General features: G+C 65.6%; 20 protein-coding genes. 3 read left to right on the forward strand and 17 right to left on the reverse strand.

Annotated elements, in window-relative coordinates; all coding sequences use genetic code 11:
* Window positions 1-7: 7 nt before the first annotated feature.
* The 6 genes from ACF8C6_RS03955 to ACF8C6_RS03980 form a co-directional block, all read right to left on the reverse strand.
* Window positions 8-700 (reverse strand): SDR family NAD(P)-dependent oxidoreductase, encoded by a 693-nt coding sequence (locus tag ACF8C6_RS03955; protein ID WP_392498085.1) that lies wholly within the window; start codon window positions 698-700, stop codon window positions 8-10.
* The gene (locus ACF8C6_RS03960; protein WP_392498086.1) at window positions 700-1,245 is read right to left on the reverse strand and encodes a DUF3833 domain-containing protein; all 546 of its coding nucleotides are present in this window, start codon (window positions 1,243-1,245) and stop codon (window positions 700-702) included. Before ACF8C6_RS03960 ends, ACF8C6_RS03955 begins: the two co-directional genes overlap by 1 nt.
* The gene (locus tag ACF8C6_RS03965) at window positions 1,242-1,796 is read right to left on the reverse strand and encodes a chalcone isomerase family protein (protein WP_392498087.1); all 555 of its coding nucleotides are present in this window, start codon (window positions 1,794-1,796) and stop codon (window positions 1,242-1,244) included. The genes ACF8C6_RS03960 and ACF8C6_RS03965 overlap by 4 nt, the downstream gene beginning before the upstream one ends.
* Window positions 1,797-1,927: 131 nt before the next feature.
* Entirely contained in the window at window positions 1,928-3,706 is a 1,779-nt protein-coding gene (locus ACF8C6_RS03970) for an acyl-CoA dehydrogenase C-terminal domain-containing protein (RefSeq protein WP_392498088.1), read from the reverse strand.
* Window positions 3,707-3,924: 218 nt separating this feature from the next.
* Window positions 3,925-5,655 carry a single-stranded-DNA-specific exonuclease RecJ gene (recJ, locus tag ACF8C6_RS03975; protein WP_392498089.1) on the reverse strand — a complete coding sequence of 577 codons (1,731 nt, stop codon included), beginning with the start codon at window positions 5,653-5,655 and terminating at the stop codon, window positions 3,925-3,927.
* A 152-nt stretch (window positions 5,656-5,807) separates the two neighbouring features.
* On the reverse strand, window positions 5,808-6,347 hold the full coding sequence (locus tag ACF8C6_RS03980; RefSeq protein WP_392498090.1) for a YaeQ family protein: 540 nt from the start codon (window positions 6,345-6,347) through the stop codon (window positions 5,808-5,810).
* A gap of 189 nt (window positions 6,348-6,536) precedes the next feature.
* Here ACF8C6_RS03980 and ACF8C6_RS03985 point away from each other — a divergent pair, with 189 nt between their 5' ends.
* On the forward strand, window positions 6,537-8,252 hold the full coding sequence (locus tag ACF8C6_RS03985; protein WP_392498091.1) for a hypothetical protein: 1,716 nt from the start codon (window positions 6,537-6,539) through the stop codon (window positions 8,250-8,252).
* Between the two features lie 36 nt (window positions 8,253-8,288).
* On the opposite strand, the gene gtfA is transcribed toward ACF8C6_RS03985, so the two are convergent.
* From gtfA to ACF8C6_RS04035, 10 genes are all read right to left on the reverse strand, one after another.
* Window positions 8,289-9,731 (reverse strand): sucrose phosphorylase, encoded by a 1,443-nt coding sequence (gtfA, locus tag ACF8C6_RS03990; RefSeq protein WP_392498092.1) that lies wholly within the window; start codon window positions 9,729-9,731, stop codon window positions 8,289-8,291.
* 83 nt (window positions 9,732-9,814) lie between these two features.
* A complete protein-coding gene (locus ACF8C6_RS03995) occupies window positions 9,815-12,526 on the reverse strand; it encodes a DEAD/DEAH box helicase (protein ID WP_392498093.1) in 2,712 nt (903 codons plus the stop codon).
* On the reverse strand, window positions 12,527-13,216 hold the full coding sequence (locus tag ACF8C6_RS04000) for a phospholipase D-like domain-containing protein (protein WP_392498094.1): 690 nt from the start codon (window positions 13,214-13,216) through the stop codon (window positions 12,527-12,529).
* Complete coding sequence (locus tag ACF8C6_RS04005; RefSeq protein ID WP_392498177.1) at window positions 13,217-13,714, reverse strand: rhomboid family intramembrane serine protease; 498 nt, start codon at window positions 13,712-13,714, stop codon at window positions 13,217-13,219. It lies immediately after the preceding gene.
* A 50-nt stretch (window positions 13,715-13,764) separates the two neighbouring features.
* On the reverse strand, window positions 13,765-19,011 hold the full coding sequence (locus tag ACF8C6_RS04010; RefSeq protein ID WP_392498095.1) for a DNA repair ATPase: 5,247 nt from the start codon (window positions 19,009-19,011) through the stop codon (window positions 13,765-13,767).
* A 132-nt stretch (window positions 19,012-19,143) separates the two neighbouring features.
* The gene (locus ACF8C6_RS04015; RefSeq protein ID WP_392498096.1) at window positions 19,144-19,383 is read right to left on the reverse strand and encodes a hypothetical protein; all 240 of its coding nucleotides are present in this window, start codon (window positions 19,381-19,383) and stop codon (window positions 19,144-19,146) included.
* Between the two features lie 70 nt (window positions 19,384-19,453).
* Window positions 19,454-21,514: a hypothetical protein gene (locus ACF8C6_RS04020; protein WP_392498097.1), complete on the reverse strand. Its 2,061-nt coding sequence runs from the start codon at window positions 21,512-21,514 to the stop codon at window positions 19,454-19,456.
* 40 nt (window positions 21,515-21,554) lie between these two features.
* Window positions 21,555-22,193: a hypothetical protein gene (locus tag ACF8C6_RS04025; protein ID WP_392498098.1), complete on the reverse strand. Its 639-nt coding sequence runs from the start codon at window positions 22,191-22,193 to the stop codon at window positions 21,555-21,557.
* A 56-nt stretch (window positions 22,194-22,249) separates the two neighbouring features.
* Window positions 22,250-22,945 carry a PspA/IM30 family protein gene (locus tag ACF8C6_RS04030; RefSeq protein ID WP_392498099.1) on the reverse strand — a complete coding sequence of 232 codons (696 nt, stop codon included), beginning with the start codon at window positions 22,943-22,945 and terminating at the stop codon, window positions 22,250-22,252.
* A gap of 10 nt (window positions 22,946-22,955) precedes the next feature.
* On the reverse strand, window positions 22,956-23,570 hold the full coding sequence (locus tag ACF8C6_RS04035; protein ID WP_392498100.1) for a YjfI family protein: 615 nt from the start codon (window positions 23,568-23,570) through the stop codon (window positions 22,956-22,958).
* A gap of 266 nt (window positions 23,571-23,836) precedes the next feature.
* On the opposite strand from ACF8C6_RS04035, the gene ACF8C6_RS04040 reads away from it, so the two are divergent.
* A complete protein-coding gene (locus ACF8C6_RS04040; RefSeq protein WP_392498102.1) occupies window positions 23,837-25,033 on the forward strand; it encodes a CaiB/BaiF CoA transferase family protein in 1,197 nt (398 codons plus the stop codon).
* Between the two features lies 1 nt (window position 25,034).
* Window positions 25,035-25,460, forward strand: coding sequence for a hypothetical protein (locus ACF8C6_RS04045; protein ID WP_392498103.1), 426 nt, complete (start codon window positions 25,035-25,037; stop codon window positions 25,458-25,460).
* Here ACF8C6_RS04045 and ACF8C6_RS04050 read toward each other — a convergent pair.
* The gene (locus ACF8C6_RS04050; protein WP_392498104.1) at window positions 25,457-26,971 is read right to left on the reverse strand and encodes a flavin-containing monooxygenase; all 1,515 of its coding nucleotides are present in this window, start codon (window positions 26,969-26,971) and stop codon (window positions 25,457-25,459) included. The two genes, ACF8C6_RS04045 and ACF8C6_RS04050, sit on opposite strands and share 4 nt — an antisense overlap.
* Window positions 26,972-26,973 lie beyond the last annotated feature (2 nt).

The raw sequence follows: 26,973 nt of genomic DNA on the forward strand, positions 1-26,973 counted from the left end.
GCATCTCCTACCAGGGTAAAGGCTCGCCGTCATAGGCGAAGAAACCGCCACTGTCGGCGGGGTCCAGTCGGTCGATCAGGTTGAGCAGCTGCGCGGCCGCCTCACGAGGCGGGCGGCCTGCGGCAGCGCCGCGAAAGGGTTGCGAGAGCGCTGACCGCACGGTGCCCGGGTGCAGGCTGAACAGCCGGGCCTGCGGCTTGCTTCGGGCCAGTTCGATGGCCGCGGTCTTGACCAGCATGTTCAGCGCCGCCTTGGAGGCACGGTAGGCGTACCAGCCGCCGAGGCGGTTGTCGCCAATGCTGCCGACCTTCGCCGACAGCACGGCCATGACTCCACGGGGCGCCAGCAGCGGCAGGAACTGCTGCAGCACCAGCGCCGGCCCCAGCGCGTTGATCTGGAATACCGCCTGCAACGCTTCGGCCTGCAGCGCCGCCAGGCTCTTTTCCGGACTCACCCCAGGACGGTGCAGCACCCCGGTCGCCAGCAGGATCAACTGCAGCGGCCCCTGTCGGCCGATCTCGGCAGCGGCGAGGGCGATGCTCTGTGGGTTTTCCAGATCCAGCGCCGGCGTGGTCGAACGCCCGAGGGTGAGCACCTCGGCGCAACGCGGGTCCTCGCGCAGCAGCTGGCAAAAGGCAGCGCCCAGGGCGCCACCGGCGCCGATCACCAGCGCCCGATAGCCATCACCCAGGGAGTCCATCAGGGCCTGCGTTCGGCGGGAACGCGACGGAAGAACAGGGTGACCTGGCCCAGTTCGACACCGAACTTGCGCATGCTCGAACGGTTGATCAGGGTGTCCTCGTCCATCAGGTACATCCAGTCGTCGAACTCCACCACATAGGTGGTGTCGTCGACCGGCAGGTTCAGCTGATAACGCCAGCGCAGTGCATTGCCGGCGATCTCGCCCTGGGCTTCACCCAGCACGTCATCGGCACGCCCGCGCCAGCGGCCCTCGCCGTCCGGCGTCAGGGTCCAGACCCGGCGCTGGCGCGTACCATCGCTGTAGAGGAAACGCTCGTCGAGAATCAGCTGCTCACCCTCGCGGCGGCTGGTGATATCCACATGAAAGCGCTTGATCACCTCGCCGGAACGGTCCTCGAAAATGCCCCAGGCCTCGACCGGGCCGTCGAAGAAGGTCGGCAGATCCAGGCGCGGTTGTTGATCGGAATAGTGCTCGACCTCAACCCCGCTGCAGCCGCCGAGCAGCGCACCTGCAAGCAACAGCGCCAAAAACCTGCGTTTCATCGCGAACGCTCCGTATTGAGGCCGAGCAGCGCCCGGCGCAGCTCGGGACTGCGGGTATCGGTATCCAGCCAGATGGCGAAGAAAGCCTTGGCAAACTCGGGGTCGGCAATTTCCTGGCGCAACTGGCCATCCAGGTAAAACCGCCCGCCCTGCCCCGGCCGGTACTCGCCGGCGATGCGTTGGCCGGCTTTCACATCGGGGAAGGCCAGGCGCAGGTCGTCTTCCCAGCCGGCCAGTGTCGCCGGATCTACATCCGCGACCCGGCGCATCTCGTCCAGGCTGGCCTTCACCAGGGTGTCCCGGCTGATGTCACGACGGTAGGTCAGCTCCAGCACGAAAGGCTGGTTGAAATCGACCTGGGGGGCCGGGCTCCATAGCCGTGCGGTGTAGACCGTGAAACCGAACCAGGTGAACTCACCGGCGCCAACCAGCCGGGCATCGGGTAGCTGACTGCGCCATTGCCCCTGCGCAGGCAAGGCCGGGACGTTCAACGACAGCACCAGTGCGGCAAGGAAGGCCGCCCGGCGCAGCCAATGGATGTAGCCTGTCATCAGCGCACCTCCCATACCCTGTTAAGCCGGGGCCCCATGGCACCCGGGTGTTGAATAAAAAAATCCGGCAACCCAGAAAGGGCATGGGGAGGGAGGTTGCCGGATTGCGCAGCACGACAGTCGAGGTGCCATCAGGCAGCGAATTCGTCCTCGCTGAATGCCATCAAAGTTGCCTTGCCTGCGCGCACTTCGGCGAGCAGACCATCCGTCTCGGTCAGTACCCGTGCCACGAAGAAGTCGGCCGACTTCAGCTTGGCGCTGTAGAACGCGCTATCGCCGGCGCCAGACGCCAGTCTGGCAGCGGCCACCTGGGCCATGCGCGACCACAGCCAGGCCAGGCTGGTCAGGGCAAACAGGCGCAGGTACGGCACCGATGCGGCGCCGGCCTGCTCGGGATCCTGCATGCCCTCGCGGGCGAGCCACAGGGTGGCGTCCTGCAACTGCTTGAGCGCTTTCTCCACAGCGGCAGCGTGAGGTGCGTCGGGGTGCGCGGCCAGCCACTGCTGCACCAGGGTGAAGAAGCTGCGAACCGCCCGCCCACCACCCAGCGCCAGCTTGCGGCCCACCAGGTCGAGCGCCTGAATACCGTTGGTGCCCTCATAGATGCGGGTAATGCGGCAATCACGCACCAGCTGCTCGATACCCCAGTCCTCGGTGAAACCGGAACCGCCCAACACCTGCAGACCCTCGTTGGCACAGGCGAAACCTTCATCGGTGAGGAACGCCTTGACCACCGGGGTGAGCAGCTGCACCAGATCGTCCGCCTGCTGACGCACGTCGGCCTGCGGGTGGTCGTGGGCGATGTCCAGCTGCAAGCCGGTGAAGTACGCCAGCGCGCGGCAACCTTCGACCATCACCTTCTGCCGCAACAACATACGCCGCACATCCGGATGCACCAGGATCGGGTCTGCCGGCTTGTCGGCCGCCTTGGGGCCGGACAGCGAACGGCTCTGCAAGCGCTCGCGAGCGAAGCCGAGGCTGATCTGATAAGCGTGCTCGGCAATGCCCAGCCCCTGCAGCCCCACCATCAGGCGGGCGGAGTTCATCATGGTGAACATGCAGCTGAGGCCCTTGTTCGGCTCGCCGATCAACCAGCCCTTGGCACCCTCGAAGTTCATGACGCAGGTGGCGGAGCCCTTGATCCCCATCTTGTGCTCCAGGCCGCCGCAGAAGGCCGGGTTACGCGTACCGTCCGGCAGCCACTTGGGCACCAGGAACAGGGAAATACCCTTCACGCTGTCGGGCGCGTCCGGCAACTTGGCCAGTACCAGATGCACAATATTCTCGACCAGATCATGCTCGCCGCCGGTGATCCAGATCTTGGTGCCACTGAGGGCATAGCTGCCGTCAGCCTGAGGGGTGGCGCGAGTACGGATGAGGCCGAGATCGGTGCCGCACTGCGGCTCGGTCAGGCACATGGTGCCGGTCCAGTCACCGCTGATCAGGCGCGGCAGATAGGCCTCCTGCAGATCGCGGCTGCCATGGGCCGACAAGGCATTGATCGCACCATGGGTTAGGCCGGGATACATACCCAGTGACAGGTTGGAGGAGCACACCATCTCCTCGACCATCATATTCATCACATGCGCCAGGCCCTGGCCACCAAACTCGGTGGGGCAGGCCAGTGCCGTCCAGCCACCTTCGGCGAAGTGCTGATAAGCCTCCTTGAAACCTTGCGGCGTGGTGACCGAATGGGTGGCCGGATCGTACTGGCAGCCCTGTTTGTCGCCACTGCTGTTGACCGGTGCCAACACCTGCTCGGCCAGCTTGGCGGCCTCTTCGAGCACCGCACTGCCCAGGTCGGCGCTGAATTCGCTCTGGCTCGGCAGCCCTTGCAAAGCGGTGTAGCCGTCGAGGACTTCCTCGAAAACGAAGCGCATGTCACGAAGGGGGGCGCGGTAGTTCGACATCGGTGCAACTCCATCAAAGTTGTACAATATGATTTTTTGTACAACTAATTGGGAGGCCAGTGCAAGCACTTTGCGTATGTCTTGCCACACTCGAGACAGAAGCCACTGCCGAAACGCACCCGCAGGCAGGCCAAAACACCCGCAGCGACGACCGTCGGCGAGGAAATGGCGCAAGGAATGGGTGATGGCGCCAGGTTATGAATGAGCGTCAGCGCCGCTCAACGCGGCGCCAGGTGCGCCACCAGCAGCTGTACGCTTTCGCGTCCCTGGTACTCGTTGACGTCCAGCTTGTAGGCCAGCTCGACCCAGCGCACGTTGGGGTTGGGCCACAGCTCGCGGTCGACGTTGAAGGCGATGCCGTCCAGCGTCTGCCCACCGCACTCGGTCTTCAGCACCAGCTTGAGGTGCTTCTCGCCTACCACGCGCTGATTGACGATCTGGAACACACCGTGGAACAGCGGCTCGGGAAAGTGTTGCCCCCAGGGTCCGGCATGGCGCAGGGCCTTGGCCAGTTCCAGATGAAATTCCTCAACGCCGAGCTGGCCGTCGGATAGCAACCGGCCGGTGAGGTCATCCTCGCTCAGCTGACGGCGCACCTCGGCATCGAAGGCAGCGGCGAAGGCGCCATAGTTTTCCTGTGGCAGCGACAGACCAGCGGCCATGGCGTGGCCGCCGAATTTGCTGATCAGCCCGGGATGCTTGGCGGCTACCGCGTCCAGCGCATCACGGATGTGCAGGCCCGGCACCGAACGCGCGGAGCCCTTGAGCAGGCCGTCGCCGGCATCGGCGAAGGCAATCGCCGGGCGGTGATAGCGCTCCTTGAGACGCGAAGCAAGGATGCCGATCACGCCCTGGTGCCAGTCCGCCTCGAACAGGCACAGACCGAATGGCAGGCTGTCCAGCGGCAGGTCCTTGAGCTGGGCCAGGGCCTCGCGCTGCATGCCCTGTTCGATGGCCTTGCGGTCCTTGTTCAGGTCGTCGAGCTGCTGGGCCATGTCGCGGGCGAGGGCTTCGTCCTCGCAAAGCAGACACTCGATGCCCAGGCTCATGTCGTCCAGACGGCCCGCCGCATTCAGGCGCGGGCCGAGAATGAAACCGAGGTCGGTGGAGCTGATGCGCTCGTGGCGCTTGCCAGCCACCTCGAGAATGGCCTTGAGCCCGGGCCGTGCACGTCCGGCGCGGATGCGCGCCAGGCCCTGGTGCACCAGGATGCGGTTGTTGGCGTCCAGCGGTACCACATCGGCCACGCTACCCAGCGCCACCAGGTCGAGCAGCTCGCCCAGGTTAGGTTCGGCCGGACGCGGCTCGGTGACACCGGTGCTGGCGAACCAGCCCAGCTCACGCAGCCTGGCGCGCAGCGCCAGCAGCACATAGAACATCACCCCGACCCCGGCCATGGCCTTGCTCGGGAAGTCGCAGCCCGGCTGGTTGGGATTGACGATGGCGTCGGCCGCCGGCAGTTCGGGGCCGGGCAGGTGGTGATCGGTGACCAGCACGCGCAGGCCCGCGGCCTTGGCGGCGGCCACGCCGTCGACGCTGGAGATGCCGTTGTCCACGGTCAGCAGCAGGTCTGGCTGGCGCTCCAGCGCCACGGCGACGATCTCCGGGGTCAGGCCGTAGCCGTATTCGAAACGGTTGGGCACCAGGTAATCGACATGCGCCGCACCGAGCATGCGCAAGCCGAGTACACCGACCGAGCTGGCGGTGGCGCCGTCGGCATCGAAGTCACCGACGATCAGAATGCGCTGGCGCTGCTGCAGCGCCTGGACCAGCAGCTGCACCGCCGCTTCGATGCCCTTGAGCTGCTGATACGGCAACAGCCGCGCCAACCCCTTGTCCAGCTCGACGGCGGACTGCACGCCACGGGCGGCATACAAACGGGTCAGCAGCGGTGGCAGCTCGCCAAGGTCAGGCAGGGTTTCGGGCAAGGGGCGGAGATCGATGCGCATGGAAAGGCCGTATTGATTCAGGGAGTTACTCCCTCTCCCCCTGGGAGAGGGCTGGGGCGAACCGCGTAGGGTGAGGGTGTTTCGGGCAGCTCGGCGCGGCCGGCTAGTCCCTCACCCCTAGCCCCTCTCCCAGGGGGAGAGGGGAAAACGGCTCAACGCTCGCCGGCCAGCCACTCCAGCGGAATCTCGTGCTGGCCACGCTCGTCGGTCACGAACAGCTCGCCATCGCTGATCATCACGCTCCAGTTCACCGCACGCGGCAGGTCACGGGCCAGCGCTTCCAGCGCCTCCTGCCCCACCGCCACCACATTGATGTTCTTCAGGTTGCGCACGGTGTCGAGCACCTTGCTCTGCCACACGCGCAGGTTGCCGTAGGCGACCAGGCTGAACTTCTCGGTACGCCGCGAGCACCAGGTGATGCGTTCGGCATCCGGCTGGCCGACCTCGATCCAGTGCAGCACACGGTCGTCCAGGCTCTTCTCCCACAGGGCCGGCTCGTCGACATCCGACAGGCCGCGACCGAAGGCCAGCTGCTCGTGGTACCACAGCGCATAGGCGATCAACCGCACGCACAAGCGCTCTTCGGTCTCCGAAGGGTGCTTGGCCACGGTGAAGCGCAGGTTCTCGTAGACGCTGCGGTCGATGTCGGTCAGGTTCAGTTCGATCTTGTAAGGCGTGGCTTGCAGAGCCATAGGAGCGGTACCGGCAGGGAAGCGAAGGGGCGCAAGTCTAGCGCGAAACCTTCGGCAGGTGAGGCTCATGCGACCGGACGGGGTTGGCAAACGGCGCCACAGGCGGTTGCCGCGACCTATTAGCCGCCGTATAAGACCGGGCACCGAAAGCCCTCATGGTCGAGAGGCTTGCCCAGGGAAGGGAGCCCCATGGAAGTATTCACCATCGTTCTGCTCGTCATCATCGCCGTGGCCGTGTTCGTCGCTTTCAGCGGCGGCGAGCCGGTCGACCCACGCCTGGAAGTCAAAGGAAGTCCGGCACGCATAACGTTGGACGAAGCCAAGCAAATCAACCGCATCGCCAGCCTGCAATACATCCACCCGCAGCTGGCCCGCAGCCTGGCCGCCAAGCTGCAGGGCGATGCCTGGCAGATCGCCCAGAGCGGAATGTGCACCAGCCTGCTGGACGACGAGCAGACAGACGCGCTCCTGCAGCTGCTGGACCGGCTCGACCCGCACCATCGTGGCGTCGCCTTGGACAACCTGCTCAACCACCTGATCGCGACGGGGCACGCGCGCCGGGCCCTGGAGCTGCTGGCGAAAACCGGCGACGGCCTGCCCCGCTCACCTCTGCTGAAAGCCCCGCTGCTGCGCGCCGAGGGCCGCCTCGATGAAGCAAGAGCCGTGCTGGACGAGTTCGACGAGCACAGCGGTGACGCCGAAGTCCTGCCGCTGCTGCAGCTGGCCCGAGAGCAACGCGAGGTCGCTCAGCCGGACAAGGCCGCGCGCACCCTCGAGCGGGCCTGGCAGTCGATGCAGACCGACGCCGAACTGCAGCAGTACCTCGGCCTGGACACCCTGCTGCGGGAACTGGCCGAACTCGGCGACTTCGCGCGGCTGCAGGCCATCGCCGGGCTGCTGCCGCAGGAGCAGAGTCCGCTGGCGATCACCGAGCTGATTCGCGCCGGCCTGTTCGAGCAGGCGCGCTCGCTCATCTCCAAACTGCCCTCCCACGCAGGGCAGGACCTGCATGAGCAGATGCTCGCCGCCATGCTCGAGCGTGGCCAGCTGGCGCAAGCCGAGGAACTGCTGGCGACCCTGGACGATGTGCAGCGCATGCCCCCGCTGCTGCATCTGGCCCAGTGGCATATCGGCCGTGGCACCTTCGACGGCGCCGCCAGTGCACTGCAGGCGCTCGCCCGTGACGTGCAGCAGCGCATCGATCTGTACCTGTCGCTGTGGAGCCTCCATGCCGAGGAACGGCCCGAGCTGGCGGCCCGCTTGCTGGAGCAGGCCGAGCGCTGGCTGGCCGAACTGGCCGAGGATCAGCGGGATGAGCTGCCCTTCTTCGTGCTCGAGGCGCGCCTGCTGGCCCAGAGCCGGCTGCCCGCGCGGCAACGCACCAGCTACGAGCTGCGCAGGGGGCTGGAGGAAATGGAACGGCTACTGGGGTCGATGGACTGCTACGGCAGAATCGCCAACCTCACCCGCCTGGCGCGCCTGCTGCACAAGCTCGAGCGCGACGAGGATGCCCTCGCCAAGCTGGCGCAGGCTCATGAGCAGCTGCGCCGGAGCGCTCCTGACGACGAGCTGGAAGACTTCGACAAGGCCCTGCTGCTGGAAAACATCGCCCTCGCCTATCTGCAGCTGCAGCGCCTCGATCTCGCCCCGGCGGCTCGCGCGGATATTCCGCCGGGCGAATCCTTCGGCGAGGACCAGTGGGTGGCCGCGCTGGTCGAGCACGACCATCTGCAACTGGCCATCCAGCACCTGACCTTCTTCACCCTGCACGCCCTGGCCCAGCCACTGCGACAACTGACGGACAAGCTGGCCGACCTGGCCGACCAGGGCCAGGCACTGCGCGGTCAGCTGCTGAGCAAGCTGCAGAGCGATGCGTTCTGGGAACCCTCCGGCGCAGCCACCTGAAGACACTCGCACGGCAGAGTGCCTGGCGGCTCAGGCTCAGCAGTACAGCTGCCCGATCTGCCCATCCTGCGGGTCACTGTAATCAATGATTGCCTGCGCCGTACCCAGATCGACACACAGGCGGCAGTAATGCTCGCCGTGGCGCCAGGCCATGATCACGCTGGCATCGCCTGACTGGTTGAGCTCGAAGCGCCCGTCGAAGGCCGGGTGATGGTTGCGCAGGCGCATCAGCGCCAGCAGGCGCTGCACCAGCGGTTGCTGCAGGGCCTCTTCGGCTTCCGCCAGGCTGTAGTGGTGGCGGTTGACGTCACGCGCCTCGCCACTCGCCTCGCACAGCTCGAAGTCGTTGCAGCCAGCCAGCAGGCCGACGTAGTAGACCTGCGGAATGCCCGGGGTGAAGAACTGGAGGGCCCGCGCCGCGATGTAGGCGTTCTCGTTGCGCATCAGCGCCTCGAAGAAGGTGCAGGTCAGCTGGTAGATGGCCCCCACGCTGTGCACGTTGACCGCCGAGCGGCGCATGATCGGGTCGGCGCTGCGCGCCGAGACCTCGTCGATGAGAAAGCGGATCTCGGTCTCCGGCAGCATGCTTTCCACATCGGGAATGCAGATGCCGTCGTGGGTATCCAGCACGGTGATCTGGTTGCGCGGGCACATGCGCAGCCACTGCTTGAGGTAACGGCTGTTGCCGCTGAGAAAGGCGTGCAGCACCAGCGGCGGCAGGGCAAAGGCATAGGGCCGCATGTGCCGGCGCGAAATGGCGTACTGGTAGCTGATATGGTCGTGCACTTCCGGCAGCATCTCGGCGCCGTATTTCTCACCGGTCTCGCGGAACCAGTCGAGGATGCGGTAGACGTCCGGCTCGACCAGGAAGCAGCTACTGCCGATCTTCTTGGTGGTGTAGCCGAAGGCATCCAGGCGGAACAGTTTGACCCCGCGCGCGGCGAGAAACGCCAGGTAGCGCTCCATCAGCTGGTAGGTCTTGGGTGACTGGTAGTTGAGGTCGATCTGCCGCTCGGTGAAGGTACACCACACCCGGCAACGCTCGCCGTTGGCCAGTTGTACCTCGCGAAACGGCTCCTTCTCCTTGCGGATATGGATCTTGGCCAGGTCTTCCAGGGTGATCTCGCCCAGCTCGTCGACCTGTACGAACAGCTCGGCATGCGGCGAGGCGCGGCCCTTGGCGACGAAGTCGAGAAACTCCGGCGACTGGTCGGAGATATGGCTGATCACCAGATCGACGCACAGGTCGAAGCGCGCGGAGATGCGCTCGACATCGGCCCAGTCGCCGTAGCGCGGATCGACCTCCAGATGGGTCAGCGGCGAGAAGCCTCCATCGGCATTGGACGGATACAGCGGCAGGATATGCACGCCGCCGAGGGCATCGGCCAGATGCCGATCCAGCAGTTGGTAAAGTTCGCCCAGGTTGCGCCCCAGACGGTCGGGATAGGTGATCAACTGAACGGCGTTACGCAGCGTCATGGCTCCCCCCGGTACACAGTGCCTCTCAAAGACCTAGGCCACTAACGCCGCTATCGTCAAGCAAACCTGCGCAGCGGCGACCTTCAGAGACGCGCCAGCAGCGCCTCCAGCGCCTGCTTCGGTGCCTCGTGCCAAAGGCCGTAGCTCAGCGGGAGGGTCTCCAGGCCGGCACGCGCCAGCACCAGGTAACGCTCCAGTTCGAGAAAGCCCTCGCCCTCCCCCGGAAAACCGATCAGGTCGATGGCCAGGCACTTGTCGCCGCGGCGGCAGAACAGGTCCAGCACCTGCCCGGCCAGCGGGTAGTGGCTCCACACGCTGACGCCATGCTTTTCGAGCGCCTGGCACAGCGCCTGGCGGGCGTCATCAGTGGCTCCCGCCTGCCAGCTGGCGACGGGCTTGTGCAGGAACTCCAAGTAGCGGCGCAGCAGGTGCGTGGCGGGCAGCTGTCGCTCATCCGCGCTGAACAGCAGCACCTGGCGTTCGCGGGCGCGGGTGATGGCGACGTTGAACAGGTCGGCGCGGTTCAGGTAGCGGGCGGCCTGCACGGCCTCATCGTCGATGGCGAAGCTGAGGATCATCAGGTCGCGCTCCTCGCCCTGGAAGCCGTAGGGCGTGTCCACCAGCAAGCGGAACTCGCGCAGCAGCTCCAGCGGCAGCGTCTCGCCGATGCGCAGGCGAATGCGCTCGACCTGATCGCGAAACGGCGACAGCACGCCGACGCTGGGCTTGAGCGGGCTGTTTTGGTACTCGGCCATGTGCGCGGCGAGCAGTTCCAGCACCTGCTCCACCTCAGCCTCGTTGACGCCGTTGCGCCCGCGCCGGCCCGCCACCCGCCGCAGCTGCAGGCTGTTGCAGGCCTCGCAGCCGGGGCGCTCCTTCATCACCCGCAGGCGCTGGTCGTAGAACAGCTCGTTGCTGAAGCGGATCAGCGCCGGGCGGCTGCGGAAATGCTCGTCGAGAAACACCACCGCCTCCTGGCTGGCCAGTTGCAAGCCGACCAGGTCGAGCACGCTGTTGTCGCGGTAGCTCCAGGCCTCGCGCTCGTCGGCCTGCAGGCCGGCGCGCTGCAGCAGCTGCGTCTCGCGCACGCGGGAGAGGAAGGAGATATGCCGCAGCTGCCGTGCATCGCCGGTCACCACCGCGCGCCTGCAGCGCTGGAAGGCCGGCAGGGCCGAGGCGATATCGCACTGGGTGGCTTCGTCCATCACCATCAGGTCGAACAACTCGGCGCGCAGCGGCAGCAGGCGGTGCAGCTCGTCCAGCGTCACCACCCAGATCGGGAAAGCCGCCAGCAGGCGTGCCGGGTCGATGTCCTCGAACAGCGCCAGCTGGCGCTGCGAACTGCGCGCGCGAATGGCCTGGTTGTAGCGCACGAACAGGCCACGGTCGTTGAGCAGCAGGCGCTTGAGCGTGAGGCTGCGGTGGCTGTTGAGGTGCTCGCGGCTGAGGCGCTGACGGCGCTGCTGGCAGTCGCGTAGCTCGTCGAGCAATGCCCAGGGCCGCACGCCGCTGGCAATGCGCTTGCGCACCCAGGGCACCTGCAACCAGCGCTGCCAGAACGCCAGGCTGCCGCGCTCGGCGCGCAGCAGCAGGCGGCTCCAGCGCACAGCCTGCGCGCAGCGCCTGGCAAAGTCGGCCGACAGACGCCGCTCGGCCTGCTGCAGCACGTCCAGCTCGCTGCGCTGGCGCTGTTCGAGCTGCTCGCAGAGGCTGTCGAATTCGCCCTGCAGCAGCCGTTCCATGCGCTCGCGCAGGGCCTGACGCAGGCTCTGGCCGTCGCCTTCGAGCACGCCGTCGCGCAGGCCGAAATCCTCGCGCAGCTTGTGCGCGATGACCCTTACCGCCTGGGCGCTGCGGCTGACCAGCAGCACGCTTTCGCCCTGCAGATAGCGATCCAGCGCCAGGGCCGCCAGGCTGTAGCTCTTGCCGGTGCCGGGCGGGCCGGAAATCTGGCTCAGCGGATGGCGCGCGGCGTTCTCCAGCGCCCGGCACTGGGCCGCGCTGAGCTGAGCCGGCAGGCGCTGCGGCGTGCTGATCGAGCCCGGCGGACGGGCAGGCGGCGCCTCGCCGAGCAATTGCAGCAGGGCCGGTGACAGCTGCTCGGTGTCCAGCAGCATCTGCAGTTCGTGGGCGATGCCGCGACTGCCGGTGCCGCGCGGCACCAGGGCAACGAAGGCGCCCGCCTGCAGCGACAGGCTGCGCCGGCGCTGGGCCTTGGCCAGCGCCTCGGCATCGGCCAGCTGCGGAAAAGCGGCGGCCTCGCTGACCTGGCGAACCTGGGTATTGCGCTCGACCCAGACGAGCAGCTGGCCAAGGGCGACGGCATCGACCGGGCCCGCGGGCAACGGCAAGCCGTCGAGGCTGTCCGTGCCGTCCTCGACGAACAGGCGGCGCAGCAGGCGCCAGTTGCCGTGTGCCTGCTGCGGGTCGATGGCCAGCAACTGGGCCTGGCCGTCGGCGGTCGCTTGCAGGCTCGCCTCGTAGTAGAACAGTGGGCCGCAGATCGCCTGCGAGCCGCCGGTCTCCAGCGCCAGGCGACCGCAGACCGGCAGCACGCCGTAGATCAGCTGCAGTTCGCGCGGGTACAGCGCCTGCGCCTCGGCCAGGGCCGTGCCCAGCTCGGCCGACAGCGGCACCAGCGGCATGCTGCCGCTGGCCAGCTCCTCACGCCCGTCGAGCCAGGCCCAGCGCCCGGGGGGCTGCTTGCCGAGGTTGTCCAGGTCCATGTCGCGGCTGTCGGCCAGGTAGCAGCTGCGATAGAAACCGAGGAGCCGACGGGCGTGGGGATGGTTCATCTAGTGGCCTGCGAAGCGCGTCCAGAGGGCGTCGAACTCGCGCGCGTAGGCCGCCAGCAACTGCGGATGGTCGATCACCAGCAGGTTCTCCTCGTTGCTGGTGCTGGCGCTGCGGGTCCAGTTGAAGCTGCCGTTGAGCAACAGTCGGCCGTCGAACAGGGCGAACTTGTGGTGCATGTGGAAGGGGCTGTCGTCGATGCGCAGCGGCACGCCCTGGGCGATCAGGTACTGGATGTCACTGCCTTCGTCGAACTGCTTGTCGTTGTCGCTGATCACCCGCACCGCCACGCCGCGGCGATGGCAGGCGATGATTTCCTCACTGAGACGATCGTCGGAGATGGTGTAGACGCAGATATCCACCGTCTGTCTGGCCTGGCGGCACAGTTCGCGGATCTTGCGCAGACACTCCTCACCGGGGCTGAAGTGGGCACTGGCCACCGCCGGGCGCGCGGGCGAGCTGGCCAGGTCGAGGGTCTTGACCACCTGTTCCAGCCATTTCAGCGCGCCCAGGGCGCTGGCCGGGTCCTGCACCAGCTCGCGCACCAGGGCGAAGGCCCGGTTGCGCAGGTAACGCACCTGATCGGGACCGAGGTCGCTACCAAGCTGGCGCAGTTCGTCGCGCTCCTCGTTGCTCAGCTTGAGGTCGGCCAGGCTGTCGCGCAGCTGCTGGTCCAGGTGGGCGAAATCCATTCAGGTTCTCCTTCGGGTACGGGTCAGTGCGGCGTACAGCACGCCGCAGAAAGCGCCGGCCAGGTGGTATTCGAAGGACACGCCGCGCTGCGGCAGCAACCCCCACCACCAGCCGCCATATAGCAGCAACACCAGTACGGCGATCAGCAGGCTGCCCAGGCTGCGCTCGAACCAGGCACGGCCGAGCAGCAACCCCCACAGGCCAAACAGCCAGCCGCTGGCGCCCAGGTGCATGCCCGGCCGGGCGAATAGCCAAACCAGCAACCCGCTGCCGAGAATGATGAAGACGCTGGCGGCGAGAAAGCGCCGGGGCGAATCAAGCATGGCCAGCCAGGCCAGCAGCATCAGCCCCGATAGATTGCCGAGCAGATGCCACCAGCCGGCGTGCAGCCAGGGCGCAAACAGAATGCCCGGCAGGCTGCCGACATACCGCGGCAGCACGCCCCAGGCATTCAGCAGGTTGCCGCTGAGGCTGTTGAACAGCTGCAGCGCCAGCATCACCCCGGCGATGCCCAGCAGCAGCTGCAGACGCGGCGCCAGCCAGGCCTTCACGCCTGATCCGGTCCCGGCTCGACCGGCGCCTGCGGGGCACCGAGGAACTGGCCCAGCTCGCGCAGCCGGTTGGCCATCTCGCCCATACGGTTGTGGGTGCGCAGGTCGATCTCGATCTTCTTGTCCATGGCGTTCATCAACGGCAGGAAGCTGTTCTGCAGGGTCTCGGCCAGACGCTCCAGCAGCACCTGTACCCCCGGCTGCGGCGGTGCCTGCACGGCCACTTCGACCTGCGGGCGCAGCTGGCCGAGCTTGTTCAGGCCGGCGAGCAGCTCGTCCCAGGGAATATCCTGCTGCTTCTGCGGCTCGCGCTGCAGGTTGCCGCCGAGGGCGCGAATGCCTTCGACCAGATCATTCAGCTGAGCCACCACGCGCGCGCCGACATCCGTATCGCTACCGCCCATGGCCTTGTTGCGCAGGAAGTCGCGCTTGATCTGTGCCCAGCGCTCGCCTTGTTCGGCGGTCATGTTGCCGCGCAACTCGGCCAGCTTGAGCAGGTTCTCCTCGGCGCCGGTGGTGAGCAGCTGCGACTCGCCCTGATAGTGGTCGGCGATCAGCTGCAGCAGCTCGGCATCGTTCATCACCGAGCTGATCTTCTCCGCCATCTTGTTCATGTTGCGGTAGCTGCCCTGCAGCTTGAACGGCGGCTCGCTGCGGTAGTGATCGGCCTGGGCGGCGCTGGCGATGTACTGCTGGTTGACCTTGAGCACCACGTCGCGCACCTGCATCAGGCGCTGCAGGGTGCTGACGATCTCGTTGATCTCCGCGCCGCTGTAGCCGTGGCTCAGCTCGTTGGCGGAGAACGGCTTGCCCTCGGCCTTGGCGACGAAACGGTAGACGTCGTCCATGTCGCGGGTGGCCAGCGGCGCCAGCACCGGGTTGGAGGTCAGGCCGTTCTCGATGTAGGACAGCGCGAAGGCCTCCTGCATGCCACCCAGGGTGTCGCCGAGGTTATAGATGTCGGCGCGGTTGGCCAGCATATCCGGAATCTTGAAGACCTCGCCGGACTCGGTGTAGGGGTTGCCCGCCATCACCACGCAGAACTTCCTGCCGCGCATGTCGTAGGTCTTGGTCTTGCCCTTCCACACGCCTTCGATGCGCCGGGTGCCGTCACACAGCGAAATGAACTTCTGCAGGAACTCCGGGTGGGTGTGCTGGATGTCGTCGACATACAGCATCACGTTGTTGCCCATCTCCAGCGCCAGGTTGAGCTTCTCCAGCTCCTGGCGCGAAGTGGCGTCCGGCGCCTGCGCCGGGTCGATGGAGCGCACCTCGTGGCCGAGGGCCGGGCCGTTGATCTTCATGAAGATCAGGCCCAGGCGATGCGCCACGTACTCCATCAGCGTGGTCTTGCCGTAGCCGGGCGGCGAGATGAGCATCAGCAGGCCCATCAGGTCGGTGCGCTTGTTCTCGCCGGCGGTGCCCATCTGCTTGGCCAGGTTGTCGCCGATCACGCCCAGATACACGTCGTTGATCAGCTTGTTACGGACGAAGGAGCTGAGCGGCTTGGGCTTGAACTCGGCCAGGCGCAGCGCCGCGCGCTCGCGATTGATCACCTCCTGGCGCAGCGCCTGATAGCGCTGCAGCCCCGGCAGGAACTGCTCGCGGTGGCGGCGCAGGCGGGCAAAGAAATCATCCACTGCCAGCACCAGCTGCTGCTCCTGGACACGCGGGTGCTCGCCCATCAAACCGCTGACGGTGAAGCGCAGGTCCACTTCGCTGGAGCGACCGGGGAAGCCTTCACCAAGCAGCGCCAGGGCCGTGGCTTCGGCCACATAACCGCGCAGCGCGGCGAACTCGTCCTGGGCGCAGAGGCCCTGCAGCCAGTTGCCGGCCAGTGCCCATTGCGCCGCCGGGCGGCCGTCGAGCTTGGCCAGGGCCTGCTGGTAGTCGTCCCACATGCGCGCGCCCTGCAGGCGCAGCTTGAGGCCTTCCAGCAGTTGCTTGGCGTATTTGCTGAAGACGAATTCGATACGCTCGGCAGAAAGCTCCTGCACCAGGTACTCGGCCGCCTCGCCCGCTACCACCGTGTCCAGCCCCAGCGGCTGCTCGGCGAGGAAGGCCTGCAGCGCTTGCTCGATCTCGGCCTGCAGCTGGCGCAGGCCGGCATCCTGACCGAACAGCTGCTGGATATGCCGGCTGGTGCGCGCGCGCTGCGGCCATTGCGCGGCACCCTCATCCTCGCGTTGCCGATCCCAAAACAGGCAAGCCAGCGCACGCGCCTCGGCGCCGAAACGCAGCAGCCCGGCGCTGTCGCGCAGCGGCAGCAACGCGGCGAGGATGACTGCGGCATCGTGATCGTGAATGCCTTTCTCGTAACCTTCCTTGTAGCGCGGCGCGGCGAAGTCGCGGATCAGCTTGGCCAGCTCGTCCGGTTGCGCCAGCAACGGCTTGAGGCGCTCGATGCTCAGCCCCTCGCGCCCGGCATCGGCGGCGGCCAGCACTTCGCCGGCCAGGTATTCGGCGCGGTACAGGTGCTCGGATTCGGACTCCAGCGCCACCTGCCAGAACGGCTTGAGCGCCTCCAGCTCGGTATTGGCCAGGGGTTCGAGAAAGTCGGTGCCGGTCAGGTGCAGGAACAGTTGCTCGCCGCGCGGCAGCAGGGTCAGGTCCAGTTCCTGGGTGTTGACGCTGAAACGGTGACGCGGGCCGAGCTTGATGACGTTGCCGCCCTCTTCGAACAGCTCGCTCTTGTCGCGCAGGGCGCGTACCGCCTGGTCGCGGGCACCCTTGAGGCGCGCCTCAATATCGTCGGCCTTGACGCTGTCTTTCAGCGCGCGCAGGCGCTCGGTCATCTCGCGCAGCTTGAGGATCAGCGGGTCGGCGGCGAAGAAAGCGTTCAGCTCCTCGGCCTGGGTGAACTTGGCGGTGCGCCGGCCGAGGCTGTCGAGGATGCGCTTGGCCGCATCCAGCACGCTCTGCGCCTTGCGCTGGCGCTCGTCGAGCAATGCCTGCTTGTGCGCCTCGAAGGTTTCCAGCAACTCCTCGCGCTTGGCCAGAATGTCACCGAGGAACTGCTCCTGGTCGCCGAACTGGCTCTCCAGCTCCTCCAGCTGCACCAGCAGGCGCGCCAGCTGTTCGTCGCAGCGCTCCGGGTCCTGGGCCTGGCCGAGAGCATTGGTGATGCCCTGGCTGAACAGTTTGAACTGGGCGCCGAACTGCGCCACGGTCTCGGCCGAGCCCAGCCCCTTGCGCCGCTGCTCGGCGCGCGCCTTGGCCTGGTTGAGACGCGCATAGATCTCGGAAATCGACTCGACGATACGGGTGCGCTGGGTGGCGTCGTCGATCTTCAGCGAGGCCATCAGGCTGGACAGCATGTCCAGGTCGGCGGCCATGGACTGTAGTTCGCCCAGCGGCTCGTTGAGCTGCGCCACGCTCTCAGCCTTCTGCGCCTGCTCGTCGAGGGCCTGCAGGCGGGTGACGAAGGGCTGCAGCGCCGCCTCGCTGGCGAGGAAGCTGGCGGTGGCCGCGGCGGTGCGCTCCTGGGCGGCCAGCAGTTCGGCCTCCATCGCATCCAGGCGCGCGATATCGATGTAGCGGTACTCGCGAATGGTCAGCAACAGGCCGCGCTGGGCAGTGATGCCATTGAGGCCGTCGACGAAGCTCTGCACCTGGTCCCAGCTGTCCGGCAGCAGGCCGTCGAGCAGCGCCTTGTGGCGGTTCTCGGCATCGCTCATGGCATGCGCCGACTGCTTGCGGATGCTCTCGACCTTCTCGTATTCGTCTAGCACCAGCTCGGCGGTGGCGGCGATCTCGCGCAGCAGCGGCGCAAGACCGGCCAACTGCTCGCTGCTCAGCCAGTGATAGGCGTCGAACAGGCGGCGGGTGTTCTGGCACAGCAGGCCGTAGCGCTGTACCGACACCGACGGCGTGTCGATCTCGCGGCACAGGTCGTAGAGGTCGGACACCCCGCGCACCAGCTCGGCGTTGCCGATCTTGCCGAGGAAGCCGCTGCGCGCCGGCTGGCGGGCGGCGAACTCTTCGCTGCAGAACGGCGTCTGCCAGATCTGCATCGGATGGATACGGGTCGGCTCTTCGCCTTCGGCGGCGAAGATCACCGTGCGCCCGTCCTCCAGGCGTGCATAGCCATGGCCGAACAGCGGGTTCTGCAGCTGGCGGTTGATCATGTTGTAGGTGAGCAGCACCGCCCGGCCCTGCTCGGGGTGGTAGAAAATGTACTGCACGTCCTCGCCGTTGGGCGAACGCACGGCGCGCTTGAAGCGCATGCCGTCCATGGACTGCTCGAAGGTCTTGTGCTCGCCGCTCTGCAGGTAGTAGCCACCGGGGAAGATGATGCCGTGGTCTTCCGGCAGCTGGACGCAGGCCAGGCCGATGGCGTCGATGCGCTCGACCTTGCCGGTCAGGCCGTTGTACACCAGGTAGCGCCACTGCTCTTCGCGGTACGGCAGGATCTTCAGCAACAGCAGGCTGCCGACCCGGGCGAACTCGATCTGGCTGTCATCGAGGGACTGGGTCTTGTCCAGCACCTCCTCGCGGTAGATGCCCAGGCCATCCTCGGTGTTGTTCTCGACCTTGATGGTCAGGTCACCGTTGATGGTCTCGACGAACAGGGTGTCGAGGATGTTGACGTGCGGGTGGCGACCTTCGACCACCATCTCGCGGCTGGCCCTGGTCCACTCGAAATCGAAGGGCGCCGGCAGCGCGATATCGCGCTCGCCGCGGTTGTCGATGTAGCGAATCTCCTGGCCGTCGACCGAGATCGACCAGCGGAACACGCGGATGTCGCTGATCCGTTCGCCGATCTGAAAACTCGCCAGCAGCTTGCCGTCACGCACCATCAGCTGCAGCAGACGGGTGTTCTTGTAGTAGCTGTACAGCTCGTTGAAGTCGGCCACGAAACTGGCCTGGGCCAGGAAGCTGCCTGCCAGTGGCACCGGCTCGGCCTCGTAGCCCTCTTCCTGCTCGACCAGGCGGTAGAGGGAGAACACGTCCTCGACGCGGGTCTCCTTCTTCAGGCCGAGGAACACGTTGTAGCCAAACAGCAGGCAGTCGCCGACCTGCACGATGTCGCGGGCGATGCAGTTGTTCTCGGTGCGGATGCGCACTCGCCCGACCACCTCCATCTGGCTGCTGCCAAACTCCGCCAGGCGCTGCTGGTTGAGCTGCTCGGCGGTCTGGCGCAGGCGCTGGCCCTGGTCCTGCAGGCGCTTGTGCAGCACCTCGTAGGCGCCACCCTCGGCAACGGCCTTGTCCAATACGTCCTGGGTGTGTGCGTCCGACATCGTGATCTTCCTGGATCGGCCCGGCGGGCAGGCAACTGCGCCCAACCGAGCGAGACTGAACTAGCGAGTGGAGGTGGAGCTTGAACAAGCCCCTGTGGACCGCCGGCGAAAAGCTGGTGGCCCGGGCGGCACTCAGGCGCCGATCTTCTGCATGACCTGCGCCATCTTGTCCTGCATGGCCTGATCGATTTCCTCGGGCTTGATCCGCGCGACGATGTTCTTCAGTACACGAATCTCGTTGTCGTCGATCACCCCATCGCGCTCGGCGATGTCCAGCAGCGCGCCCAGCTCGTGCACATCCAGGCGGCCATCGTTGGCGAAGCACTGGATCGAGCGGAAGGACAGTTCCAGATAATCTCTTGATTCGGACATAAGCATTCCCTGTCTACAGCGTTGAGAAGTGACGCAGCGGGCCCCACACCCACTGCGTTGCACAGATGAATCAGGCGCCGGCAGCCGGAGTCTCACCGTCGAGCTTGTCGGCCAGCACCGAAGCAGCCGGAGCCTTGCCCGCCAGCAGGCGGGACAGCACGTCCTGCACTACCGGGCTCTTGCCAACCACGCCCTCGATGGCCTTGCCCACCGACAGCGACTTGGCGAAGGAGTTGAAGAAGTCGCCTTCGCCGCCGACGATCTCGATCTTCGCCTTGCCCAGCGCGGTGGCCAGCACCTCGGCCTGGTCTTTGGCGATGTCCTTGTTGGCGGCGATGGCGGCCATGGCCTCCTCGAAGCTCTTCTCCAGCTGCATGCGGAACTCTTCGTGCTGGCGAGCGCTGTCGCTGAGCGCGTCGAGGGCACCGAACTTCTTGCCCAGACCTTCCGCTTCGGCGTTCAGGCGCTGCAGCAGGATGTCCGCTTCGGCCGTACCCAGGTCCTTGGTCGCCTGGGCCTTGGCCACGCCGAGCTGCTGCTCGCCGCGCGCCTGGGCGCCGAGTTTCTCTTCCAGCACCTTGGCTTCGGCCAGGCCGTCTTTTTCCTTGGCGGCGGCTTGCGCTTCCAGCACGCGGGCCTCGGCCAGACCTTTCTCCTGCTCACCCTTGGCTTCGGCGATCAGCTGCTCGGCCTTGACCCGTGCCGCGGCCAGACCGTCCTTCTCTTTCGCCGCGGCGGTGACCTCCAGCACGCGGGCGTCAGCCAGACCCGGCGCCGCGCGCTCGGCTTCGATACCTTCGGCCATGCGCTTCTTCGCCTCGGCCTGCTTGGCCGCGGCTTCCAGCTCCGCCTGGGCCAGGTTGTTGATTTCCACGGCCTTGTGCTTGGAGCGGGTCTCGTCGGCTTCGGCCTGCTTGACCTGGCGCACCAGCTCCTGCTCGGCCTCGGCCTGCGCCTGCAGGACGATGACCTGCTTGGCGCGCTCGGCTTCGGAGACTTCGCGCACTTCCTTGATGCGCTCTTCTTCCTGGGCCACGGTCTTCTCCACGGCGACGCGCTCGCGGATCACGTTGGCGATGTTCTTGCGCTGCTCTTCCAGGGCCTTCTCGGCCTCAATGCGCTGCAGCTCGACCTCACGCTCGCGGGCCACCACTTCCAGATCCTTGGCACGGGTGACTTTCTCCACCTCGATGACCACGGCGCGCTGGCGGTTCTGCTGCGCCACTTCCACTTCGCGCTGGTGGTTTTCGGCGCGTACGTCGATCTCCTGCTGCGACTGGATGCGGGCCTGCTCGGCCTTGAGGCGCTCCTCTTCCTTGACCTTGATGGTCTCGGCTTCCTCGCGGGCACGGATGGTCTCGATCTCGCGCTTCTGCCGGGCCTCGGCATCGGCCTGCTGGCGTTCCAGGGCCAGGGTGGCCTCACGGGTCTCGACGTTCTTCTTCTTGATCGCCAGCTCTTCGTTACGCTCCAGCTCGTTGGTGATGACGTTCTGCGCGGCGGTCAGCTGGGTGATCTTGCGAATGCCCTCGGCGTCGAGAATGTTGCTCGGGTCCAGGGAATTCTTCGCGGTCTGCTCCAGGTAGTCGATGGCGACGTCTTCCAGCACATAGCCGTTGAGGTCGTTACCGATGGTCTCGACGATACGGTCGCGGAAGTCCTGACGGTTCTCGAACAGCTGGACGAAGTCGAACTGCTTGCCGACGGTCTTCAGCGCCTCGGAGAACTTGGCGTTGAACAGGTCATTGACCGCGCCACGATCGGAGGCGCGATCGACGCCGATGGCCTTGGCCACCTTGAGCACGTCTTCCTGGGTCTCGTTGACGCGCAGGTAGAAGGCCACGGTGATGTCGGCGCGCATGTTGTCCTTGCAGATCAGGCCGTCCTTGCCACGGCGATCGACTTCCAGGGTGATCAGGGAGATCTTCATGAACTCCTTGAGGTAGATCACCGGATAGACCAGGGCGCCGGTGAAGTGCACCTTGGGCGTCGAGGACATGTCGTTGACGATCAGCGCCGTGCCCTGCGGGACCTTGATGTAGAAGGCCTTGAACAGCACGAAGAAGCCGAAGATCACCAAGAAGAACAAACCGACGCCCATCAGGAAAGGCATCACCATTTCGAGGCTCATTGCAATCAATCTCCTTTGATTCTAAAAACGACCCAGCGGCTCAAAGGCCTTGGAACTCGTCCTCGGTAATGACCCGGTAGGCGTGTTCGCCCTCCAGATACTCCAGCAACACGACGCGATCGCCGCGTTTGAAACCACGTGCCTCGTCGGCACGCACGCGCAGGATCAGGCCCGCGCCACCGTCTTCCAGAATCGCTTCACCATGGCTGAGGGTGACCCGCCCGCTGCGCACCACGGCGGTCTGTCCCAGCACCGACTTGCTGGTCGTCGCCTCCAGCTTGCGGAACAGCGGCCGCAGCGGACGGCATAGCGTGGCGGTGATCGGCACGGCACAGCACAGCGCAGCGAACATCAGCACCAGGCCCAGCGGGTAACGCAGCAGGCCCAGCGGCAAATGGCGTAGCAGCAGGAGTTCGACGAAGTAGCAGGCGACCCAGGCGAAAAAGAACAGCAGGGTCAGCACCAGAGTCACCGGCACGCCATTGAGGCCCAGCTTGAGCAGCAGGCCTGCGAGGCCTTCGGGCTGTACCGAGTCGAGGGTGGAATCGGCTTCGATATCGAGCACGTCGACATCGAGAATGCCCAATGCGGCAACGCACCAGTACAGTACCGCCACGCACAGCAGGAAGCTGAAGATGACGGTGGGAAACGCAAAAGCGCTGTGCAGGAAATTTTCCATCGAGTTCCTATCCCTGAATCAAGCGGCGCAGCGAACTGCGCCTTAAAGCACAACGATCAGGACTTGGCCTTCTCCTTGAGGCGCGCCAGCACGCTTTCGGCGCTGGCGTTGTCGGCCTTGATACCCGCCGCGCGCAGCTTGGCCTCCAGCGAGTCGTCGATGTTGGCAGCTTCGGCCAGTTCCGCCGCGGCCTCCATCTTTGCCGCACGCTCGGCCTGCTGCTGCTTGATCCGCTCCAGCGACTCGACCGCGGTATGCAGCTTGGCCTGGGAGCCGCCGTAGCGCTGGGCCACGGCCATCTGCGCCTTCTGCACGCTCTCGGTGGCCTTGACCGTATCCACCTGCTGCTTGAGGCGCTTGATGTTGGCCTCGGCCTGGCTCACCGCCTTGCGCAGTTGCGCCACGCTCGCGGCATAGCCCTCGGCCTGCTCGCGTTCAGCAGCGACTTCGACTTCGAGGTTGGCGATCTTCACCGCCACTTCCTGTGCGAGCACCTCGTTGCCGGCCTCCAGGGCCTTGAGCGCATACTGTTCGTACTCGGCGACCTTGGCCGCGCTCTTTTCGGCACGATCAGCGGCCAACTTCTGCTTGGCCATGATCTCGGCCAGCGCCTCCTTGGACTTGCGCAGCTCCAGGTCGGCGTCGCGGATTTCCTGGTCAAGGATGCGCAGCGCCTGGCTATCCACCATGGCCTCGCCCACTTCATTGGCACCGCCGCGCAGGGCGGTCAGCAATTTGCTCCACACGTTCATGGCACTCTCCTTAGGCAGTCTTGAGGAAGCCTTCGTAGGCCTCGGTCGCTTTGATCACATTGTCCGCCAGCAGCTCGATTTCCAGCACCACGTCGGACAGGCTCGAAGAAGCGCTCAGTGCGCCAAACATGGTGTAGCAGGCCTGGCCATTCGGCAGAGTTTCAAGGCCGATAGACGACAGCGGGAACAGCTTGTGGCTGCGCAGCACTTCCTCGTTGAAGGCGGCGACATCACGCACCTCACTGGCCGGCCAGAGCAGCGCTTCGACGATGATCTGCTCGCCCACCACTGCCATAAACAGCGGCAGGTCACCGTATTCACGCATAGTGACGTGCAAACCGGCGTCAGCCCCCTGAATCAGCTCGATGGCGGCGCGCCCGTCCTTGAACAACTCCGCCGCAGACAGCGCATCGAACATACCTTGTGCAGTCCAAACCTGAGGCATGGCACCTCCCTCCTTCTCCGTAGAGGCCAGCTTCGGCTGAGGCTGGCGCAGTTTCCGCTCGAACGCCGCGAGCGTCTGAGCATGCTCGGGCAGTATCCACACCTCTTTCTTGACCAGCCCCTGCTCGCGCAGGCGCTGCCGAAAAAGGCGCTGGTAATGGGCTGATGATTTGCTTTCCATGAAGCGAGACTAGAAGCTCACATGTAATAGTGCAATTGCTCACATGTAATATTTTCAAACGGTCGTATGACGACCGCATACACGCGCCCAGCGCAGACCTGAAAATCGGCACGGGAATACAACTGCGAGAGGGAATGGAAAAGCGGGAGGGAGAAGCCTTCCGGGGCAGAGAGCGCGCGCATCCTTTCGCCCGGCGATTTAACCGCAGATACTCCACCGACGAAAGTTCATGGTGCGCCAACCAGGTCGCAGTTACAGGAGAACGCATGATCCCCAGCAAACCCCTCGCCGGCCTGAAAGTGATCGAGCTCGGCACCCTGATCGCCGGTCCCTTCGCCTCGCGCATCTGCGCCGAGTTCGGCGCCGAGGTGATCAAGGTGGAATCGCCGGACGGCGGCGATCCGCTGCGCAAGTGGCGCAAGCTGTACGAGGGCACCTCGCTGTGGTGGTTCGTGCAGGCGCGCAACAAGCGCTCGATCACCCTCAACCTCAAGCACGAGGACGGTCGCGAGGTGCTGAAGAAGCTGCTGGCCGAGGCCGACATTCTGATCGAGAACTTCCGCCCCGGCGTGCTGGAAAAGCTCGGCCTGGGCTGGGACGTGCTGCATGCACTGAACCCCAGGCTGGTGATGGTGCGCCTGTCGGGCTTCGGCCAGAGCGGGCCGATGAAGGACCAGCCCGGCTTCGGCGCAGTAGGTGAATCCATGGGCGGGCTGCGCTACATCACCGGCTTCGAGGATCGCCCGCCGGTGCGTACCGGCATCAGCATCGGCGACTCCATCGCCGCGTTGTGGGGCGTGATTGGCGCACTGATGGCGCTGCGCCAGCGCGAGGTCAACGGCGGTAGTGGCCAGGTGGTGGACGTGGCGCTCTATGAAGCGGTGTTCGCCATGATGGAGTCGATGGTGCCGGAGTTCGACGTGTTCGGCTTCATTCGCGAACGCAGCGGCAACATCATGCCCGGCATCACGCCCTCCTCCATCCACACCTGCGCCGATGGCAAGCACATCCAGATCGGCGCCAACGGCGATGCCATCTTCCAGCGCTTTATGCGCGCCATCGATAGAGAAGACCTGGCCAGCGACCCGGCGCTGGCCGACAACGCCGGCCGCGATACCCGTCGCGACGAACTCTATGGCGTGATCGACCGCTGGGCCGCCTCACTGCCCCTGGCCGAGGTGGAGGCCGTACTGGTGCGCGCCGAAGTGCCGGCCAGCCGTATCTACTCGGCCGAGGACATGTTCGCCGACCCGCAATTCCTCGCCCGTGAGATGTTCCTCTCGGCCAAGTTGCCGGACGGCAGGCCGTTCAGAATGCCCGGCATCGTGCCGAAGCTGTCCGAGACACCCGGCAGTGTGGAGTGGACAGGCCCGCAACTGGGTGAGCACAACGCTCAGGTGCTGGGCGAGCTGGGCTATAGCGCCGAGCGTATCGCCGAGCTGAAGGCCGGCGGCGCCATCTGAAATGCGCCGCTTTGCCAATTCGCTACTGGCAAGTCTGGCGATCGCACCCAGCGCAGCCCTGTTCATCGCGCTGCTGACCGGCAGCCTGCGCCAGCAGCGCCTGACGCTTGAGTGGCCGGAGTTGATAGAAGGTGGGACGGCAGCCATCGCACTGATTGCTGCCTTTCCCGGCATGCTGATCTTCCTGTCGCTGCACCGCTGGTTGCATAACAAGACCAGGTGCGTGAGCGTTTTTGCTGGCTGCACGCTGCTGGCCTGCTGCTTCTCCGCCTTCCTGCTCGCCCAAGCCTTCGGCACGACCTGGAGCAGCCGCGAAATCCTGCTGGAGCTGATGGCAGCACAACTCCCGCTGCTTGCACTGGCGCTATTGCCCGGCACGCTGCTGATCAGTCTGCTACCAGCCGCAGAACCTCGACGCCCAGCCTAGGCACGCTGAGCCGGAGCGACCTCTTGCGATTCACGAGCATCCTCCCCAGCCGCGCGAAAATCCTCGAAGCGCAGCACCCCATCCTCGATGGGCGCCTTGCGCAGCAGCCGTGCATCCGTCCGATAGTCATTGAGCACCTGCCAGGGCGCGCGATCGCCCTGGCGCGGCAGCAGATCGGCGCCGCGCTTTACATAACCGGAGTTGAGCGAGCTCATCACGCTGGCGTCCAGCGCGCAGCCCTGTTCGTCCCGCGCAACAACCACTTGCTGCCCGCGATCCTGCATATGATTGAGCAGGCGGCAGATGTACTCGGCGGCGATATCGGCCTTGAGCGTCCATGACGCATTGGTGTAGCCGAAGATCCACGCCGCGTTCGGCACGTCCTGCACCAGCACGCCCTTGTACACCAGCTTGCTGGAAGGGTCGGCGGGCTCACCATCGACGCTCAGGCGCATACCGCCAAGCAATTGCAGCTTGAGGCCGGTGGCGCTGACGACGATGTCCGCCGCCAGTTCGCGACCGGACTTCAAACGGATGCCCTCGGTGGTGAAGGTGTCGATATGATCGGTCACCACCTGCGCCTTGCCGCTGCGCAGGGCACGAAACAGATCGCCATCCGGCACGGCACACAGGCGCTCATCCCAAGGCTGATAACGGGGGGTGAAATCGCCCAGCTCGGCCTGCGCACCGAGTTGCCTGCGCACCCCGCGCAGCAATATCCAGCGTACGAAACGCGGCCAGCGCTTGGCGGCCTTGAACATCTGCCGCTGCATGGCAATGTTGCGCTGGCGCGCCAGGCGATAGACCCAGCGCTCCGGCAGAATCTTGATCAACAGGCCCGACAGCTTGTCGCACGACGGCACCGAGAAGATGTAGGTGGGCGAGCGCTGCAGCATGGTGACCTGCGCAGCCTGCTCGGCCATCGCCGGCACCAGGGTCACTGCAGTGGCGCCGCTGCCGATCACCACCACGCGCTTGTCCCGGTAGTCGAGATCTTCCGGCCACTTCTGCGGATGAACGAAGCGTCCGCGATAGTCCTGCAGGCCAGGGAAGTCAGGTTGATAGCCCTCGGCATAATCGTAATAACCGGTGCAGGAAACCAGGAAGTCGCAACTGTAGTGGCGCGCTTCACCACTCTGCATGTCGCGCCCGACCAGCAACCAGCGCCGCTGCGCGCTGGACCAGTTGGCCGAGAGCAGATCGACGCCATAGTGAATGTGCCGATCCACACCAAACTCACGGGCGGTATCGCCCAGGTACTGACGGATCGAGGCACCATCGGCAAGCACTTTCAGGCCATTCCAAGGGCGCAGGGCAAAACCGAAGCTGAACATGTCCGAATCGGAGCGCACACCGGGATAGCGAAACAGATCCCAGGTCCCACCCAATGCCTGGCGCCGCTCCAGAATGGCGAAGCGCCGCTGTGGGCAGTTCTGGCTGAGGTGGCAGGCCATGCCAATACCAGACAGCCCGGCACCGATGATCAGAACGTCGAAGTGTTGCGACTCCATGA

It is taken from the genome of Pseudomonas sp. zbq_18 (assembly GCF_043102245.1).
GTDB lineage: Bacteria > Pseudomonadota > Gammaproteobacteria > Pseudomonadales > Pseudomonadaceae > Aquipseudomonas.